This is a genomic window from Kitasatospora sp. NPDC085879, assembly GCF_040686255.1.
Lineage (GTDB): Bacteria > Actinomycetota > Actinomycetes > Streptomycetales > Streptomycetaceae > Kitasatospora.
Genome location: NZ_JBFBJZ010000001.1, coordinates 1 through 16790, shown reverse-complemented (window position 1 = coordinate 16790; position 16790 = coordinate 1). Strand labels below are relative to the sequence as shown.

The following is a 16790-nucleotide window of genomic DNA, read 5'->3' as shown; positions in this document are numbered from 1 at the left end:
CGGCCTCGGCCGTTCCCCGGACGCGCCGCCGCACCACCGACGAGCAACGGAGTACCCCTGTGGCGCACGCCATCCGCTTCCACGAGACCGGCGACCCCGACGTCCTGCGCTGGGAGGAGGTGACCGTCGGCGATCCCGGCCCGGGCGAGGTGCGCATCCGGCACGAGGCCGTCGGCCTGAACTTCGCCGACACCTACTTCCGCACCGGCCTGTACCCCGCCCCGCTCCCCGCGGGAATGGGCGTCGAGGCGGCCGGCGTGGTCGAGGCCGTCGGCGACGGCGTCGACCACGTCGCCGAGGGCGACCGGGTGACCTACACCGGCAGCCCGCTGGGCGCCTACAGCACCGAGCGGGTCATGCCCGCCTCGCACCTCATCAAGCTGCCCGAGGCGATCGACTGCGAGACCGCCGCGGCGATGACCATGCGCGGACTGACCTCCGCGTACCTGATGCGCCGGATCGCCCCGCTCAAGACCGGCGACACGATCCTGCTGCACGCGGCGGCCGGCGGCGTCGGCCTCATCGTCTCGCAGTGGGCCAAGCTGCTGGGGCTGACCGTCATCGGCACCGTCTCCACCGAGGAGAAGGCCGAGCTGGCCCGCGCCCACGGCACCGACCACGTGATCCACTACCGGCGCGAGGACGTGGCCGCCCGGGTGCGCGAGCTGACCGACGGCGCCGGCGTCCCGGTGGTGCTCGACAGTGTCGGCAGGGACACCTACGCCGGCTCGCTCGCCTCGCTGCGCAGGCGCGGCCTGCTGGTCTGCTTCGGCACCGCCTCCGGGCCGGTGCCGCCCATCGACGCCATGCAACTCGCCCTGGCCGGCTCGGTGTTCGTCACCCGTCCCGCGCTGGCTGACTACATCGCCGACCCCGCCGACCGCGACGAGCTGTCCGCGGAGCTGTTCGGCCACGTCGCCTCCGGCCGCATCACGATCGAGACCAACCAGCGCTACGCCCTCAAGGACGCCGCGCAGGCCCACCGCGACCTGGAAGCCGGCCGCACCACCGGCTCGTCCGTCTTCGTCCTGTGACCACGCCCCGCGTGGACTCCCCCAGACCCCTGGAGTGAGCACCATGACCCACACGCACACCCGCGAGGCGCCCGGCCCCGCCCTGATCCGCCCCACCAGCCTCGGCTCGATCAAGGCCGAACCGCTGACCTGCACCATCGGCGCCGAACTGTCGGGCGTCCACCTCGGCGAAGCGGCGCGCGACGACGACCTGTTCGCCGAGATCAGGGCGCTGCTGCTGCAGTACAAGGTGCTGTTCCTGCGCGACCAGGACATCACCCGGGCCGAGCACGTGGCCTTCGCCTCGCGGTTCGGTGCCCTGGAGGACCACCCCGTCGCCGGCAGCGACCCCGACCACCCCGGCCTGGTCCGCATCTACAAGGACCTCGACAGCAAGCCCGAGCACTACGAGAACGCCCTGCACACCGACGGGACCTGGCGGGAGAACCCGTCCATGGGCGCCGTACTGCGCTGCGTCGAGTCCCCGCCGGTCGGCGGAGACACCATCTGGGTCAACATGGCCGAGGCCTACCGCCGCCTCCCCGAGCACGTCAAAGCCCAGATCGCGGACCTGCGCGCCCGGCACAGCATCGAGGCCACCTTCGGCGCGGTGATGCCGACCGAGATGCGCCACCAGCTCAAGGCGCGGTACCCCGACGCCGAGCACCCCGTGGTGCGGACCCACCCCGAGACCGAGGAGAAGATCCTCTTCGTCAACAGCTTCGCCACGCACTTCGTCAACTTCCACACGCCCGAGCGGGTCCGCTTCGGCCAGGACTACGCGCCCGGCGCCGCCCAGCTGCTGACCTACCTGATCAGCCAGGCCGCCGTCCCGGAGTACCAGGTCCGCTGGCGCTGGCAGCCGAACACCGTCGCGATCTGGGACAACCGCTCCACCCAGCACTACGCCGTCCAGGACTACTGGCCCGCCGTCCGCAAGATGGAGCGCGCGGGAATCGTCGGCGACAGACCCTTCTGATCATCAGAGTCCGAGCCCCCAAGGGCACCGGGAAAGGTGAGGTGGCAACAGTGAGGTTCCCCACCACCGCCGAGGCGCCGACGGAGACCCCCTCCGCAGCGCCGGCCGTGACCAGGCGCTACGCCTGGGTGGTCTTCGTCCTGAGTTTCGCGCTCCTGCTGTCCGACTACATGTCACGGCAGGTGCTCAACGTGGTCTTCCCGCTCCTGAAAGCCGAATGGCTGCTGTCCGACTCCCGGTTGGGCTCGCTCAGCGGGATCGTCGCGCTGACGGTCGGCCTGCTGACCTTCCCGATGTCGTTCGTCGCGGACCGCTGGGGCCGGGTCAGGAGCCTGGTACTCGCCGCCGCCCTGTGGAGCCTCGCGACACTGGGCTGCGCCGCGGCGGCGAGCTACGACCAGATGTTCCTCGGCCGGCTCTTCGTCGGCATCGGCGAGGCCGCCTACGGCAGCGTCGGCATCGCCGTGGTGCTCAGCGTCTTCCCGGTCGCCATGCGGGCCACCCTGTCCGGTGCGTTCATCGCCGGCGGCGCGTTCGGCTCGGTCCTGGGCGTCGCGGTCGGCGGCGCCATAGCCCAGGCGTTCGGCTGGCGCTGGGCCTTCGCCGCCATGGGTGTCTTCGGCCTGGTGCTGGCCGCGGTCTACGCGGTCGTGGTCACCGAGAAACGGCTCGACCCGCGACGGGACCCGGCCGCGGACGGCGCCCGGCCCGCGGGCAAGGAGACGGCCCCGCTGCGCTCCCTGCTGCCGCAGCTGTTCTCCTCCGTCTCGGTGGTCAGCGCCTACGTCGGCAGCGGCCTGCAACTGTTCATCGCGGGAGCACTGATCTCCTGGCTGCCCAGCTTCTTCAACCGCTACTACCACATGGCCACCGGCCGGGCCGGAGCCACCGCCGGACTCTACGCCCTGCTCATCGGCGCCGGCATGATCGCCGGCGGCCTCGTCTCGGACCGCGTCAGCCAGACGTTCCCGCAGCGCAAGTGGGCCGTCGCGGTCGCCTGCAGCCTCTGCTCGCTCGTGCTCCTGACGGCCGCCTTCAGCCTGCCGACGGGTGCCGCGCAGCTCGCGCTGCTCGCCGCCGGCGCGCTGGTCTGCGCCGGCACCGCCGGCCCCGCGGCCGCGATGGTGGCCAACCTGACCCCGGTCGCCATCTCCGCCACGGCCTTCGCGACGCTGACCCTCGCCAACAGCTTCCTCGGGCTAGCCCCGGGACCGTCCGTGACGGGCATGCTCGCCGACCACCTGGGACTGCGCGAGGCGCTGCAGGTGATCCCCCTCGTCTCCGTCCCCGCCGTGGCCGCCTTCCTGCTCGGCCGCCGGTTCTACACCCGCGACCTGGACCGGCTCACCGCCCGCGCCGAGCCCGGGACGCCCCGCCCCACCGAAACGGAACTCCCCGTATGAGCCGTCCCACCGAACCCGCCGTCGTGATCGTGCCGGGGCTGCGCGACCACGTCGCCGAGCACTGGCAGACCCTGCTGGCCGACGCACTCACCGCCGCCGGCCGCGACGTGCACACCGTCCCCCCGCTGACGCGGGACCGGCTCAGCCGCGCAGCCCAGGTCGAGGCCCTCCACCAGGTGATCGCCCGGATCGACGGGCCCGTCGTGCTGGTGGCCCACAGCGCCGGCGTGATCACCGCCGTCCACTGGGCCCACCGGTACGGCGGCGAGGTGACCGGGGCACTGCTCGCCACCCCGCCGGACTTCGACAGCCCGCTGCCGGAGGGCTACCCCGCCCCCGAGGAGCTGGCCGACAACGGCTGGACACCCGTCCCGCGCAATCCACTGCCCTTCCCGACCCTCGTGGCGGCCAGCGCGAACGACCCGCTGGGCGGCTTCGCCCGGATCGCCGAGCTGGCCCGGGACTGGGAGAGCCGCCTCGTCGAACTCGGCGCGGTCGGCCACCTCAACCCCGCCTCCGGCCACGGCCCCTGGCCCCGCGCCCTGGAACTGCTGGCGGAACTTCCGCAGGACTGAACCGCCCGCCCACGGCGGCGTCCGGACCACAACTCCCCCACCCGAACCACCCAGGGAGACGACGATGAGCACCGACAGCGACCTGCTGTGGTCGCCCGACCCCGGCCAGGCGGAGCACTCCACCGTCGCCGCGTTCCTGCGGTGGCTGGAGCAGGAGCGCCGACTGCGCTTCTCCGGCTACGCCGAGCTGTGGCGGTGGAGCAGCACCGACCTGGCCGGCTTCTGGTCGGCGGTGTGGGAGTTCCACGGTCTGGACGCCGCCACCGGCCACCGTGCCGACCACCCCGGCCGGGTACTGGCCGACACCGCGATGCCGGGGGCCCGCTGGTTCCCCGGTGCGCGGATCAACTTCGCCGAGCGGTGCCTGGCCGCCGCCGACGGCACCCGTCCCGCGCTGGTCGCCCTCGGCGAGGAGGACGAGCCGCGGGAGACCTCCTGGCAGGAGCTGCGCGACGAGGTCGCCACCGTCGCCCAGGCGCTGCGCGCCATGGGCGTGGGGCCGGGCGACTGCGTCGCCGGCTACCTGCCGAACCTGCCGCAGACCGTCGTCGCGCTGCTGGCCACCGCCGCCGTCGGCGCGGTCTGGACGGTCTGCTCACCCGACTTCGGCACACCCAGTGTCCTCGCCCGGCTGCAGCAGGCCCGCCCCACCGTGCTGGTGGCCGCCGACGGCTACCGGCACGGCGGCAAGGACTTCGACCGGCGCCCGGCCGTGGCGGAGATCGCCGAGCAGCTGCCGACCGTGCGCCACCTGCTCGCCGTGGACCACCTGTTCACCGGCGCCGACCGGCCCTGGACCGCGCGCCGCGACCTCCGCCAGCATGCCTGGACGGCACTTCCCCCCGCCGACGGCCCGCTCCGCTTCGCGGACGTGCCCTTCGACCACCCGCTGTGGATCCTGTGGTCGTCGGGGACCACCGGCGTTCCCAAGGGCATCGTGCAGGGCCACGGCGGCATCACCGTCGAACTGCTCAAGGCCCTCGGCCTCGGCGCCGACCTGCGCCCCGACGACCGCTACCTCTTCCTCACCTCGACCGGCTGGATGGTGTGGAACTTCCTGGTCGGCGGCCTGCTGCTCGGCAGCACCGTGATCCTCTACGACGGCAGCCCCACCCACCCCGACACCGACGGCGCCTGGCGCGTCGCCGAACGCACCGGGGCGACCGTCGTCGGCGTCGGCGCCGCCTACCTCGCCGCCGGCGAGAAGGCCGGCTCCCGCCCGGCCGCCACGCACGGGCTGAGCAGGCTGCGCACCGTCCTGCAGACCGGCTCCTCGCTGCCCGCGTCCACCTGGCACTGGGCGCACCGCGAGCTCCCCTCGGTGTGGCTGCAGTCGATCTGCGGCGGGACCGACGTGTGCTCCGTACTGGCCGGCGCCTCCGCGCTCCTGCCGGTCCGGGCGGGACGCATCCCCGGCCCGGCGCTCGGCGTGGCACTGGCCGCCTGGGACCCCTCCGGCCGGCCCCTCACCGGGGCGCAGGGCGAGCTCGTGGTCACGGCTCCGATGCCGTCCATGCCGCTGCACTTCGTCGGCGACCCCGACGGCTCCCGCTACCGCGCCGCCTACTTCGCCACCTACCCGGGCGTGTGGCGGCACGGGGACTGGGTCACCGTCGACGACGACCTGTCCGTCGTCGTGTCCGGACGCTCCGACTCCACCCTCAACCGCATGGGCGTGCGCATGGGCTCGGCCGACATCTACGCCGTCGTCGAACAGCTCCCGGAGATCGCGGACAGCCTCGTCATCGGCGCGGAGCAGCCCGACGGCGGCTACTGGATGCCGCTCTTCGTGACCATGGCCGACGGCGCGGTACTCGACGACGCCCTGCGTGCCCGGATCACCGCCGCGATCCGCCGCGAACTCTCCCCACGCCACGTCCCCGACGCGGTCGTACAGGTCCCCGCCGTCCCCCGCACCCTGACCGGCAAGAAGCTCGAAGTCCCGGTCAAGCGCATCCTGCAGGGCGCCCGCGTCGAGGACGTCAGCAGCGAGGGCGCGGTCCAGCACCCCGACATGCTCCACTGGTTCGCGGAGTTCGCCGCTACCGATTCGAACACCCACTCCCCTTGAATGGAACGTACTTCGCCAGTTCAGCGGACAAATCCACCGGTCGTTCGCATAACACCGCTGCGGGTCGACCGACGTCTGCCGATCGACTGACAAGGGCTCCCCGACGGACACACGCTCGCCGTCGGCGGCCACACCGCCAACGGCACCGTCAGCCGATGGAACGTCACCGAACCGGACCACCCCGAGCCCATCGGCCAGCCACTAACCGTGACCACCGGCCCCGCCTCCGTCGTGGCCATCAGCCCCGACGGGAGCATCCTCGCCGCCACCACCGACCAAGGCGTCGCAGGCCTGTGGAACCTGAGCGTCGACGACGCGATCCGGCGGATCTGCCGAACCACCGCAGGTACCCTCGACGCGAAGCAGTGGAGTCGGTACGTGCCGCTCCCCTATGCCGCACCGTGCCCCCCGGTTGACACGCTTGTTCGGCTTCGGACTGGTCGTGATCGCACCGGCGCCGGCCACCTGCCCCGGCATGCCACCAGCCCGTCCGACTGCTGACAACACTCGACGGGCGACCCCCGCCCTCGACGAGGCCCAGGAAAGGAACGCCGTCATCAGCCTGGAGACACCGCCGTTCGCACCGGAGCACGCCTCGGCGGACGAGCTCCGCGCCTGGTACGAGCTCGCCGTCACGACAATCGCCGCGGACTACCCGAACTCCCCGGTGCCGCCGTACGACTCCTACGTGCAGCAACTGTGCCAGCCCACCTCGTACCTCGGGCTGCAACGGCTGTGGGTCGCACGGGAGGACGGGCGGCTGATCGGCACGGCGAGCGCGGCCGTCCCGACCGACGAGAACAGCGAGCGGGCCGTCATCACCGTGCGCGTGTCGGCCGAGAACCGCAGGCACGGTGTCGGCACACGCCTGCTCCAGGCGATGCTGCCGGAGCTCCGCGAGCGCGGCTGCCGGATGATCGCCGGTCAGGCCAAGGCAGGCACGGACGCCACGAGGTGGACGGACGCCCTCGGATTCCGCACGGTCGCGCAGCGCGCCTCACACCACCTGGACCTCAGGAACGTGGACCCGGCACGCTGGCAGGTTCCGCCGGCGCCCGGGTTCCGGATCCGGACGTGGGTGGACACGGCCCCGGACGACGTCGTGCAGAGCTTCGCCCGAGCACGGAATGCCATCGCCGACTCGCCGACCGGTGAGGCCAGTTACCGGCACCCCGACTGGACCGTGGAACAGGTGCGGCGGTACGAGGCCAGGATGCGCGAGATCGGCGAGTCGCATCGGTACGTCGTGGCCGTGGACGACCGCAGCGGGGCGGTGGCGGGCTTCACCGAGATCGCCCTCGTCCCGCAGCAGTCGAGCTACTGCCACCAGGAGGACACCGCCGTGCTGCCCGAGTTCCGCGGGCTCGGACTCGGCCGGGCGATCAAGGCTTCGATGCTGCAGTGGCTCACCGCCGACCTCCCCCGACTGGAACGGGTGCTCACGATGACGACAGCCGACAACCACCACATGATCCGCGTCAACGCCCGACTCGGCTACGTGACCGACCACGTCGTGGCAAGCGTCGAGTCCGACATCGATGCACTTGAAGCCCGACTCGCCGACTCTCGACCACGCCCCTGTTGATCCTCCGTCATGCCGTCGAGGCGGCCGATCGGACCACCGGCGGCCCCGCCTCGACGCGGCGCAGCACCGGAAGCAGGCGATCCAGGTCGGCGCCGGTCCGGATCTGACTCTCGTCCCACCAGGTGGCGCCGGCGTCGCGCAGCGGACCGATCACGTCCCGGGCCCTGACCGCGTCCGCAGGCGTGGCACCGCCCAGCACGAACTCGAAGGGGCGCTCGGTCCCGGCCGTCCGGTGCTCGCGCACGGCGCCGACCGGTTCCCGTACCTCCGCCACGTCCGGCACATGACCGTGCCGAGCCGTCTCGACCAGCGGCACCGCACCGGCCCACAGCGCCGCCTGCCGCATGGGCCACGACGCGGAATCCCCCGATCCACACCGGTGGACCAGGCCGCTGCACGGTAGCGGGCTCCAGCGTCACGTCCCGAACCTCGTAGTGCCGACCGTGGTGGTTCACCCGCTCGCCGGACCAGAAGCGACCCGGCAGTTCGAGTCCCTCGTCCAGCCGCTCGGCGAGGAGGCGCGGCTCGGCGGCGTCCCCGAAGCTGCGGTACTCGGTCGGACCGCCCAGGCCGGCGGCGAAGAGCACCCGGCCGCCGCTGAGGTGGTCAGGGTGGCCGCCTGGCGGGCGAGTTGCTGCGGTCGGCACCGTGCGACCGGCGTCAGCAGGGTTCTACAGGACGGATGCGGAGACCCGCGCCAAGCTACGCGAGCTGGTGTCCAGTCAGGTGGAGGACCTCGCTGCGGCCTACGACGCAGTCACCTGAGCGCCGATCCGCGCACCTCGAGGTGGCCGACCCGCACTTCCGCCAGTAAGCACCCGGCCCCGTTGGCGGCGTGCGCCGACCCCATGCCCCAGTACGGCGCACCATCCGAGGCGTGTCCGCCGCCGTCCGGGTGTTCCTTGTCCGGGCCGGGCAACCCTCGGCGCCGTTGGGTGATCGGATAGTTACTCTGCGAGCACGGCCCGCTCCCACGGCGCGGCCGGAGCGACGGAGAGGAAGCCCGAATGCGGATTGCGGTGTGTCAGAACAAGGGCGGCTCGGGGAAGTCGGCGATGGTGGTGAACCTCGCCGCAGCCCTGGCCGAGGCCGGCGAGGAGGTCGACGTCGCCGACGTCGACCCGCAGGGGAACGCGTCCCGCCGGCTGGGTGCCCGGCCGGAACCGGACCAGATGACGATCAGCGAAGCGATCAAGTGCGACGCGCTGGGCGCGGCCAGGGACGCGTACGTGCCGTGCGGGTGGGGCGGGATCTACGGTCAGCGCATCCGTGTCCTGCCGGCCAGGTTCGAGCTGGAGAACCGGATCTCAGAGGCCGGTACGGTCGGCGCCGTGAAACGGCTCAGACGGGCGCTGGCGGGGTGCGACGACCGGAGGATCACGCTGCTCGACTGCCCGCCCTCCCTCGGGCACCTGACCCAGCTCGCGATGGTGGCCGCCGACGTGGTGCTCATCGTGGCCGAGCCGGAGTTCGACGGGATCGAGGGCGCCGTGCGGGTGCTGAACTTCGTCCGGGACCACGCCGACGACCTCAGCAACCCTCGGCTCCGCGTGGCCGGTGTCGTCCCGTCGCGGGTCCGCACGGGTCTCGGCGTGCACGACTTCCAGATCGAGGGCCTCGACACCTGCTTCCCCGGCCTGGTGTGGGCTCCGCACATCCGCGAGCGCGCCGTCGTCAAGGCCGCCGCCGACTCCGTGGCACCACTCCGTTCGCTGCGGACCGTCCCCGCCCGCGAGGTCGCGGACGACTTCGCCAAGCTCGCCGAGAAGGTTCAGCACCTCCAGGAGGCCGCGGCATGAGCGAGCGCCCGCGCCTCCAGCGCCCCGACAGCACCGCGACCCTCGCCGGACCGGAGACCCTGCTCATCGGCAACCGCCCGGGAAGCCGCCGCGCCACCACACCCTCCGACCTCCCGGACTCTCCAGACTCGCCCGCCACGTCGGTCCGGCTCCGCGAGTGCACCTTGGCCGAGCTCGAAGCCCGGGTCGCCGCTGCTCAGGCCGAAGGCGTGGAGGCCGTCCGGCAGGCCGAGGCGCAGTTCGAGGCGGACAAGCAGGCCGCGCACGTCCGGTTCGCCCAGCACGCCGGACCGGCACTGTGGGAGATCCACGACCGCAGGCTCTACAAGGCGAGCCACGCCACCTGGGACGAGTACCTGACCGAGCGCTGGAACCTGTCCCGGTCCTACGCGCACCGCCTGCTGGAGATGATCCCCGTCCAGGCGGCACTGTTGCCAAATCCGGCTTTTGGCAACCTGGTCCTCCGCGAGTCCCAGGCCCGGGTGCTGGTGCCCGTCCTGCGCGAGTACGGCGCCGAGCAGGTCCGGGAGGTGGTGGAGAAGGTCCTCGCCCACGGCGTCCGGCCGACCGCCAAAGCCCTGACCGCGGCCCGCGCCGAGCTCGGCTACACCCCCGGCAACGTCGCCGAGTGGGAGCGCCGTGAGCCGGTCGACCGGCCGGGTCCCACCCCCGACCTGGAGGAGAGCCGCCTGGCCCTCGGCGACCTCGAACGGCTCGCCGGCGTCCTCCGGGCCGCCCTGCGCGACCTTCCCACCACCCTTCCGACCACAGCCGCGCGCTCCTTCCCCGAAGAGGCCGAGGCCGCGGTGGCCGACCTCCGCAGGCAGCTGCGCCGGGCAGCCGGCCTGATCGGGGCGGACCTGGTGGAGCGGCAGCGCCGTTCGGCGGGCGACGGACGCTGACGGCCGCCCGGGGGCGGGGCCGGTGCGCGTGAAGCGGTGCCGCGGTGACCAACGCAACGGACGGCCCGTGCCTGTGTGCTGAGCCCGTTCTCGGCCTCCGCGCTCTGCGGCACCACCGGTCACGCCGGCCACCCGGGCCGGCGTGACCGCCTCCAGGGTGCAGCACTCCCGGCCGGCGTAACTCCTGTTCGTATCCACCAGGTTGGGGATCAGGTCGTGCCGCCGCGTGAGCTGGACGTCGATCTGCGCCCAGGACGCCTTAACCCGATTGCACAGGCGGACCGGCCGGTTGGAGATCAGGCCTGCTGGCGCGATCGTCGCGATCCTCGATCAGATGTCGGACATCCCCGCACTTTTCGATCCCCGGATCCCACTGGCCCACGCACGCCGACCTCATGACGCCCAATCCGTGGGAGGCGCGTGAGAGCCAGTACGCGAGCGGGAGGTCGAAAGTGACTTGCTTCACCTCGGATCACAGGCTTGTTCCGCTCCCTCCAGAGTCCCCGATATCGCTGCTCGGAACGGCGCGGCTGTGACTGTCGACTCCCGGGCCAAACGATCCTGCATCACTCACCGACAGACAGCAGCGATGGGAGGCTGCGGGCATCCTTCGCGAACCGTGACGCTCAGCGCACCCCACAAAAGGCCGTCCCCGCATCGCTGCGGGGACGGCCTTCCGGCCTGCGTTAACGCAACACCGACCGGGACAACAGGATCTGAATCCGCGGGCCCCAGGGCCCCCGTCCTCCCCCTATGATCTTCCCGCCGAAAGGGCGGACATTTCTGCGATCACGAGTTGCAGAGTCAGGCATCCTGCCTCACTTATCCGCATATTCGCCTCCTCGCGATCGCCCTACCGGTAACTTCTCCCGGCACTTTCCAGAATACTCCGCACCGCCGGAATTCGAGCCCCCATGCGCATAAATCTTTTTAAAAAATTACCGCGCGCCCTCATGTTTGACCAGAAAAGTCATCCGAGAGATACCTTGGGCCGCGCCCCGCAGCGGCGAGATCCATCCTGGTCGAGGGTGTAGCGGGTGAGGGCCAGTGCCATGCCGGGACAGGGGAAATGCCGGTGAGGCGTGCGCCGATCCATGTGGAGGCAGGGCAGGGAACCAGCGGAGGAAGAGGACCGGGGCAGGAGACAGAGGTGCTCATGGCGGATTTCGCGCGGGAGAACCTCGGAGCGGCGGCGGACCGGTCTGAGGGCTTCGGTGAACGGCTACTGGGGCGGCTCCTGGACCGGACTCACGAGATGCCGCCGCAGCCCATCGCTCCGCTGGTGGCGGCAGAGGTCCGTGCGATCGGTGGCCGGAGATCGTCGTACGACAATGGCGCCACCGTCTCCTGCACAACCGACTCGCGGCTCGGCCGCGGAGGGCGCTGCGTCCCCTGCCGAAGGTCGTCGTCACGACCGTCCCGTCCCACGTGTGGCACAGCGGCGGCACCGGGCAACCCGATGCGTCCGACCGCGCACAGCGGCACATCCGCTTCGTCGGGCCACCGGGACGGTTCCTCGTCCGCCCCGGGAAGGCCAACCCTCGGGAAGGGCGGGCGCACCGGACGGTTGCCCGGGGCCGACCAGGGCACGGAGGTGGACATCGGGCCCCTTGGGCGGGCCCTGGAGGCCGGACGGGTGGGCGGCATGGCGGGGCTCCGGTGGTGGACCCGGGACCGAATCCGGACAATTTGGTCATGGCAGGCCTTGAGGCGAGCCCCGGAACGGTGCATCTGGCCCACGGGGCGGGATACGTCAGCCCCGGCGTCGCGCTCGGCGAGTCGGTCAAGGGCATTGTTCGCATCGACGAGCGCGGATGGGTGCACGTTACTCAGGAGGACGGATCTCGGGTGTCGTTCCCGCCTCATGCCGTAGAACGCATCAACTGGGGCGAGCCCGCTTCCTAGAACCGCCGCTCCGAGCCTCACCGTGGGCATGGGATCACGCGTCTCCGGGGCCGCTCATCGAGCAGCGAACGAACGTCAGCCGTACGGTCGGGAGGGCAGCCCTTCGGAGGACGAGATGGCGAAATACCGGTCGCGTGTGCGTGTGCTCTCTGACGAAGACGTGGAAGTCACCACGCGGCATGGAGAGCACGCCGAGGGCGACTTCGATGGAACTGCGCAGGAGTACGCCGAGTTCCTGGTCGACACGGCTGTGAGGCAGGGCGGGGACGACCCGGGTCCGATGCGACCTGCACGCGTTGTCGCCGATGTCTGGGAAGCGGGCGGATCGGAGAGCACCGTCGCCGGGCACGCAGAGTGGCCATAGCTCGCACGTGCAGGGTCGTGCACGGTTCCCTCGGCTCCGCACGATCTCGATGCCCGAGGCCACGGTCGCATGGGGGTACGAAGGAGGCTCCCTGCCGACATTCCGGAGCTCCTCCACGTACGCGTCCCGATAGTCTCCTCGCCATCAGGCCAGACCTCCCCTCTCAAGTGGCCCGGCCGACCGCGCACCGTTGCGCTCCGTCCGCGCTGTTGTACTCCGACTCGCGGGCGAGAACCCAAACCGGGGCTACCGGCGGATCCACGGCGAGCTCGCCGCCCTGGCTCTTCGACCGCTTCCATCTGCCAGGGTTCTGACTTCGTACACCTCCAGGTCCTTCGATGTGATCAGGATCCGGCAGATTGGTCCGCCCACAGCGCCGTCCTCACAAGGCACCGGTGGGCTGACGCGCACGGACGTTCCGGCTGACAGCCGGGCCCCGCTGCAGCCTTTGGTCACCCGCACGAGTGAAGGTCGGCGTGGGGCCGGATCGCCCACGGAAGCAGGTCGGGCGTCCGCGCCTAACGTGGTTTCGGAAAGTCACCGCCGGTCGGCCGGTCGACCGCCGTCGCCGCATCCCCAGGGTCAAGAGGTACGTAATGAATCGTTTCATCACCCTTTCCGTCGGTGTGGCCGCCATGGCAGCCACTGCCTCCGGATGCAGCAGTACCGGTACCACGACTTCCTCGACCCCGACCGCGAGCACCAGCGCCCCCACGACCGCCACCGGCTCTGCTGCTCCCAGCCAGAGCGTCGCCACGGTGAAGACGGCGAGCTCGCCGTTCGGTCAGATCCTGGTCGACGGTGCCGGTAGGACGTTGTATCTGTTCAAGGCCGATACCGGGACGACCTCGACCTGTAACGGCTCCTGTACGCAGAATTGGCCGCCGCAGACCACGACCGGGACACCCAACAGCAGCGGAGTGACCGCGTCCCTGGTCGGAACGACCACCCGTTCGGACAGCTCGACCCAGGTGACCTACAACGGCCACCCGTTGTACTACTTCTTCAAGGACACAAGGCCCGGAGAAACCAACGGCCAGGGCGTCAACGCCTTCGGCGCTTCGTGGTACGTGGTCAGTCCCAGCGGTGACGCGATCACCAGCGCACCCTCCGCGTCGGCTTCACCGTCTGCCAGTTCCACGGGTGGCGGCTACTGAGGCCCGCTCCTGAACCTGTGGGACTCGAGAAATCGGCACACGCCGCTGACCTGCGCGGGCCCGCATGAGCATCCCTGCGCTTGCGTGATCATCGGACGCTCGTTCGTGTGGCCCATCCACTCGTGCGGCGTGCGCTCGGCCGGCGCCGGCCGTCGACGTAGGTGCGGGTCAGCGTGGTCATAGCGGTCACGTGTCTCAGCCTGGTCGTGGTCGGACGAGCGCCCCAACGACACTGGACCGCACATCGAGGCGCTGCCCTGGAGGGCTCCTTGCCCTGCCAGGACAGCGCGGTTCGGCGGTGCGCGGCTCGTCCGACGCTGTCGGGACCTACAGCGCCGAGAGGTTGCCGACCAGATCGTCCAGGCCCAGGGAGCCCTGGGAGAGGGCCTTCATGTGCCAGGTCTTGAGGTCGAAGGAGGGGCCCTGGCGCCGCCGGGCGGCTTCGCGGCCTGCCAGCCAGACGCGTTCGCCGAGCTTGTACCCGATGGCCTGGCCCGGCCAGCCCAAGTAGCGGTCGATCTGGCCGCCCCGCTCCTCGGCCGAGGCGCCGTTGTAGGTGGCCATGAACTCCGCGGCCAGGGCCGGGGTCCAGCGCTCGCCGGGATGGAAGCCGGAGTCGGCGGGGATGGCGAGCCGCAGGTGCATCCCGATGTCGATGATCACCCGGATGGTCCGCAGCATCTGCTCGTCCAGGAAACCCATGCGGTAGCCGGGTTCGGCGAAGAACCCCAGGTCGTCCATGAGCCGCTCGGCGTACAGTGCCCAGCCCTCGATGTTGGCGCTGACGATGCCCAGCGTGGCCTGGTAGCGGCTCAGCCGGTCTGCCACGGCGACCCACTGGGCGAGCTGCAGGTGGTGGCCTGGCACGCCCTCGTGGTACCAGGTGCTGACGAGCTGCCAGGTCGGGAAGGACTCCCGGCCGAGTGTGGGCAGGTAGGTCCGGCCGGGGCGGCTGAAGTCGAGGCTGGGGCCCGAGTAGTAGGGCCCTCCGACGCTGCCCGCGGGCGCGATCAGGGACTCGACCTTGCGTATCGGTCCGGTGATGTCGAAGTGGCGGCCGTCGAGGGCATCGATCGCCCCGTCCATGAGCTGCTGCAGCCAGTCCCGGATGCCCTCCTCGCCCTTGACCGCGTGGCCGTGCAGCTCCAGGTGGTGCATGGCCTCCAGCGGAGTCGAGCCGGGCAGGACGCCGGCGGCCGCGGCCTGCATGTCGGCGAGCGTCCCGTGGAACTCGCTCCAGGCCCAGTCGTACGCCTCCTCCAGGTCGAGGTCGGCGCCGGTGTTGTAGCGGGCGGCACGCAGGTAGCGCTCGGGGCCGACGGCGTCCGGCGTGCCGGCGGCGGCGGGGGCATAGGTGTCCCGCATCCAGTCCCGGAACTCCGCGACCGCGGCGGTGGCCCGCAGGGCGGCGGCGTCCAGTTCAGCGCGGAGCGACTCGGGACCGCCCGCGACGAAGCCGGCGAACCAGCCGGCGCCAGCGCCCGCCTGCGGTCCGGCCGCCCGGTCTGCCGTTCCTCCGGTCCAGGCGGTGAGCTGGCCGATGACCACGTCCACCTGGCGCGGGGCGGCGAGCAGGTCGCGGGAGATCCCCTTGGTGAGGGTGGCCCGGTAACCGTCCAGCGCGCCGGGGAGATTGCGCAGTCGCCCGGCCACGGCCGCCCAGTCCTCGTCGGTGGCGGTGGGCATGAAGGTGAAGATGTCCCGGACCTGGTGGACGTGGGCGCCGATCGCCCGCAGCTGGCGGTAGTTGTCACCGGCGTCCTGGACGGCGAGTTCGGCGGTGAGTCGCTCCCGCAGCAGCCTGGCGCAGGCCAGCTCGGCGGGATCGGCCGTCACCGGGGCGGCGTCGAGTGCGGCGAGGGAACGGCGTGCTATCTCGGCGTGGGCTTCGAAGCCCTCCGGCGAGAGGTCCGGCTGCCGGTCGTCGCCGGGGTGCAGGCCCAGCCATGCGGATTCCAGCGGGTCGTGCGCTGCGACCTGGTCGAGGTAGCTGTCGGCGATGGCGCGTGGGGTGGTCCGTTCATCTGACATGCCAGCATCATGACGCACTGTCATCCGGAGCAGTCAGGAGCGGTCACTCTGCTCGTCCTGTCCCCACGCACCCCGTTCCGCAACGGGGGACCGCTCGATTGTGACGTGGTTCCTGGCCGCCCGACTCCGGCATCCGGGCTTCCGTCTGGTCAAGTGACGGACTCGGCCGCTCTCGGCCCGCGGCTCAGGTCGCGCCGCGCTGCAGCCACAGCCGCATCCACAGCCACGCGGTCAGCACGCCTGCACGGTACCGGGCAGCCAGCTTCGACCCGGATGGGTGCGCCACGAGGTGCCATGGCGTCGAGGTGGCCGGGGTGCTTCCTCCGAGACCCTCCTCGTCCGCGCCTTCGTCCAGGCCGCTCGGGACCATCTCGACGGCCGCCCCTGCATGCGAGCTCGCTGGACGGGGCGAGCGCGGCGCGGCGGAACCCGGTGCACCGGCAGCAGCGCTCTCAACGGCGGGCTTGCGCCGCCCTGCTCGCGAGTGTGTCGACGGCTCGCTGGAACTGGCGTCGCCAGCGTGAGGCGATCACCGGCTTGGTCAGGCCGATGACCGTGCCGTCGAACACCTCGGTATTGCCGATTCGGGTTCCCCCTCCAACCCGCGCGGTGAAGGTCCACTCGGTGCCCTGGTGCAACGGCGACCAGGACGGCCAGCTGCGCTCCGTCACGCAATGCTCTCCACCACCGCCAACATCTACGACCACCTCTCCCGCCAGGCCGCCCGCGACGCCGTCGACGCCATCGCCGAGATCCTCGCCCAGGCCGACAAAGACGCCACCCACCAGCGATGGCCCAGCTGGCTGCGACCACACCGCGATCACTCCAGCCGGAGTCAGGAACACCCGGCGAGTCCCAAACTCCCAGCAATGTCAGCCGCTTGAAGCCTGGCCGGCGCGGTCGAAGAACTGAGAGGACGTTAAGTCCGTTTCTGGTAGCGGCCACGTCCGGGTTGGGCGAGGAGTCCCTGACGAACGAGTCGTCCCAAGCGGGAGCGGGTGACGTT

At 71.4% G+C, this 16790-nt stretch carries 12 protein-coding genes and 3 pseudogenes; 11 read left to right on the top strand and 4 right to left on the bottom strand.

The features are described from left to right. Positions 1-59 precede the first annotated feature (59 nt). From AB0P35_RS00075 to AB0P35_RS00050, 6 genes are all read left to right on the top strand, one after another. Positions 60-1034 (top strand): quinone oxidoreductase, encoded by a 975-nt coding sequence (locus tag AB0P35_RS00075; protein ID WP_363504167.1) that lies wholly within the window; start codon positions 60-62, stop codon positions 1032-1034. Positions 1035-1077: 43 nt separating this feature from the next. Continuing rightward, a complete protein-coding gene (locus AB0P35_RS00070) occupies positions 1078-1992 on the top strand; it encodes a TauD/TfdA family dioxygenase (RefSeq protein ID WP_363504164.1) in 915 nt (304 codons plus the stop codon). A gap of 41 nt (positions 1993-2033) precedes the next feature. Further along, on the top strand, positions 2034-3395 hold the full coding sequence (locus AB0P35_RS00065) for an MFS transporter (RefSeq protein WP_363504161.1): 1362 nt from the start codon (positions 2034-2036) through the stop codon (positions 3393-3395). Further along, a complete protein-coding gene (locus AB0P35_RS00060) occupies positions 3392-3970 on the top strand; it encodes an alpha/beta fold hydrolase (RefSeq protein WP_363504158.1) in 579 nt (192 codons plus the stop codon). Before AB0P35_RS00065 ends, AB0P35_RS00060 begins: the two co-directional genes overlap by 4 nt. A gap of 64 nt (positions 3971-4034) precedes the next feature. Continuing rightward, entirely contained in the window at positions 4035-6041 is a 2007-nt protein-coding gene (locus AB0P35_RS00055) for an acetoacetate--CoA ligase (protein ID WP_363504155.1), read from the top strand. A 412-nt stretch (positions 6042-6453) separates the two neighbouring features. After that, on the top strand, positions 6454-7626 hold the full coding sequence (locus AB0P35_RS00050) for a GNAT family N-acetyltransferase (protein ID WP_363504152.1): 1173 nt from the start codon (positions 6454-6456) through the stop codon (positions 7624-7626). 7 nt (positions 7627-7633) lie between these two features. Here AB0P35_RS00050 and AB0P35_RS00045 read toward each other — a convergent pair. Further along, positions 7634-8296 (bottom strand): annotated as a pseudogene (locus tag AB0P35_RS00045) (LLM class flavin-dependent oxidoreductase); the annotation flags it as partial. A 337-nt stretch (positions 8297-8633) separates the two neighbouring features. Here AB0P35_RS00045 and AB0P35_RS00040 point away from each other — a divergent pair. Further along, positions 8634-9425, top strand: a complete 792-nt coding sequence (locus tag AB0P35_RS00040) for a ParA family protein (protein ID WP_363504149.1) — start codon at positions 8634-8636, stop codon at positions 9423-9425. Beyond that, positions 9422-10327 carry a hypothetical protein gene (locus AB0P35_RS00035; protein ID WP_363504146.1) on the top strand — a complete coding sequence of 302 codons (906 nt, stop codon included), beginning with the start codon at positions 9422-9424 and terminating at the stop codon, positions 10325-10327. The genes AB0P35_RS00040 and AB0P35_RS00035 overlap by 4 nt, the downstream gene beginning before the upstream one ends. A gap of 135 nt (positions 10328-10462) precedes the next feature. On the opposite strand, the pseudogene AB0P35_RS00030 reads toward AB0P35_RS00035, so the two are convergent. Continuing rightward, positions 10463-10570, bottom strand: a pseudogene (locus tag AB0P35_RS00030) (LemA family protein); the annotation flags it as partial. A gap of 913 nt (positions 10571-11483) precedes the next feature. Here AB0P35_RS00030 and AB0P35_RS00025 point away from each other — a divergent pair. The 3 genes and pseudogenes from AB0P35_RS00025 to AB0P35_RS00015 all read left to right on the top strand — a co-directional run. Further along, positions 11484-11642, top strand: a pseudogene (locus tag AB0P35_RS00025) (serine/threonine-protein phosphatase); the annotation flags it as partial. Positions 11643-12022: 380 nt separating this feature from the next. Then, positions 12023-12232, top strand: coding sequence for a hypothetical protein (locus AB0P35_RS00020; protein ID WP_363504979.1), 210 nt, complete (start codon positions 12023-12025; stop codon positions 12230-12232). 960 nt (positions 12233-13192) lie between these two features. Further along, positions 13193-13753, top strand: coding sequence for a hypothetical protein (locus AB0P35_RS00015; RefSeq protein WP_363504143.1), 561 nt, complete (start codon positions 13193-13195; stop codon positions 13751-13753). Between the two features lie 327 nt (positions 13754-14080). Here AB0P35_RS00015 and AB0P35_RS00010 read toward each other — a convergent pair whose 3' ends face one another. Together AB0P35_RS00010 and AB0P35_RS00005 are read right to left on the bottom strand one after the other, a co-directional pair. Next, positions 14081-15784: a DUF885 domain-containing protein gene (locus AB0P35_RS00010; RefSeq protein ID WP_363504140.1), complete on the bottom strand. Its 1704-nt coding sequence runs from the start codon at positions 15782-15784 to the stop codon at positions 14081-14083. 452 nt (positions 15785-16236) lie between these two features. After that, positions 16237-16629 carry a hypothetical protein gene (locus tag AB0P35_RS00005; protein WP_363504137.1) on the bottom strand — a complete coding sequence of 131 codons (393 nt, stop codon included), beginning with the start codon at positions 16627-16629 and terminating at the stop codon, positions 16237-16239. Positions 16630-16790 lie beyond the last annotated feature (161 nt).

Excerpts from the sequence above, each read along its gene's own strand:
- AB0P35_RS00070 (WP_363504164.1), top strand. The coding sequence starts at position 1,078 with ATGACCCACACGCACACCCGCGAGGCGCCCGGCCCCGCCCTGATCCGC.
- AB0P35_RS00060 (WP_363504158.1), top strand. The coding sequence starts at position 3,392 with ATGAGCCGTCCCACCGAACCCGCCGTCGTGATCGTGCCGGGGCTGCGC.
- AB0P35_RS00055 (WP_363504155.1), top strand. The coding sequence starts at position 4,035 with ATGAGCACCGACAGCGACCTGCTGTGGTCGCCCGACCCCGGCCAGGCG.
- AB0P35_RS00040 (WP_363504149.1), top strand. The coding sequence starts at position 8,634 with ATGCGGATTGCGGTGTGTCAGAACAAGGGCGGCTCGGGGAAGTCGGCG.
- AB0P35_RS00035 (WP_363504146.1), top strand. The coding sequence starts at position 9,422 with ATGAGCGAGCGCCCGCGCCTCCAGCGCCCCGACAGCACCGCGACCCTC.
- AB0P35_RS00020 (WP_363504979.1), top strand. The coding sequence starts at position 12,023 with ATGGCAGGCCTTGAGGCGAGCCCCGGAACGGTGCATCTGGCCCACGGG.
- AB0P35_RS00015 (WP_363504143.1), top strand. The coding sequence starts at position 13,193 with ATGAATCGTTTCATCACCCTTTCCGTCGGTGTGGCCGCCATGGCAGCC.
- AB0P35_RS00010 (WP_363504140.1), bottom strand. The coding sequence starts at position 15,784 with ATGTCAGATGAACGGACCACCCCACGCGCCATCGCCGACAGCTACCTC.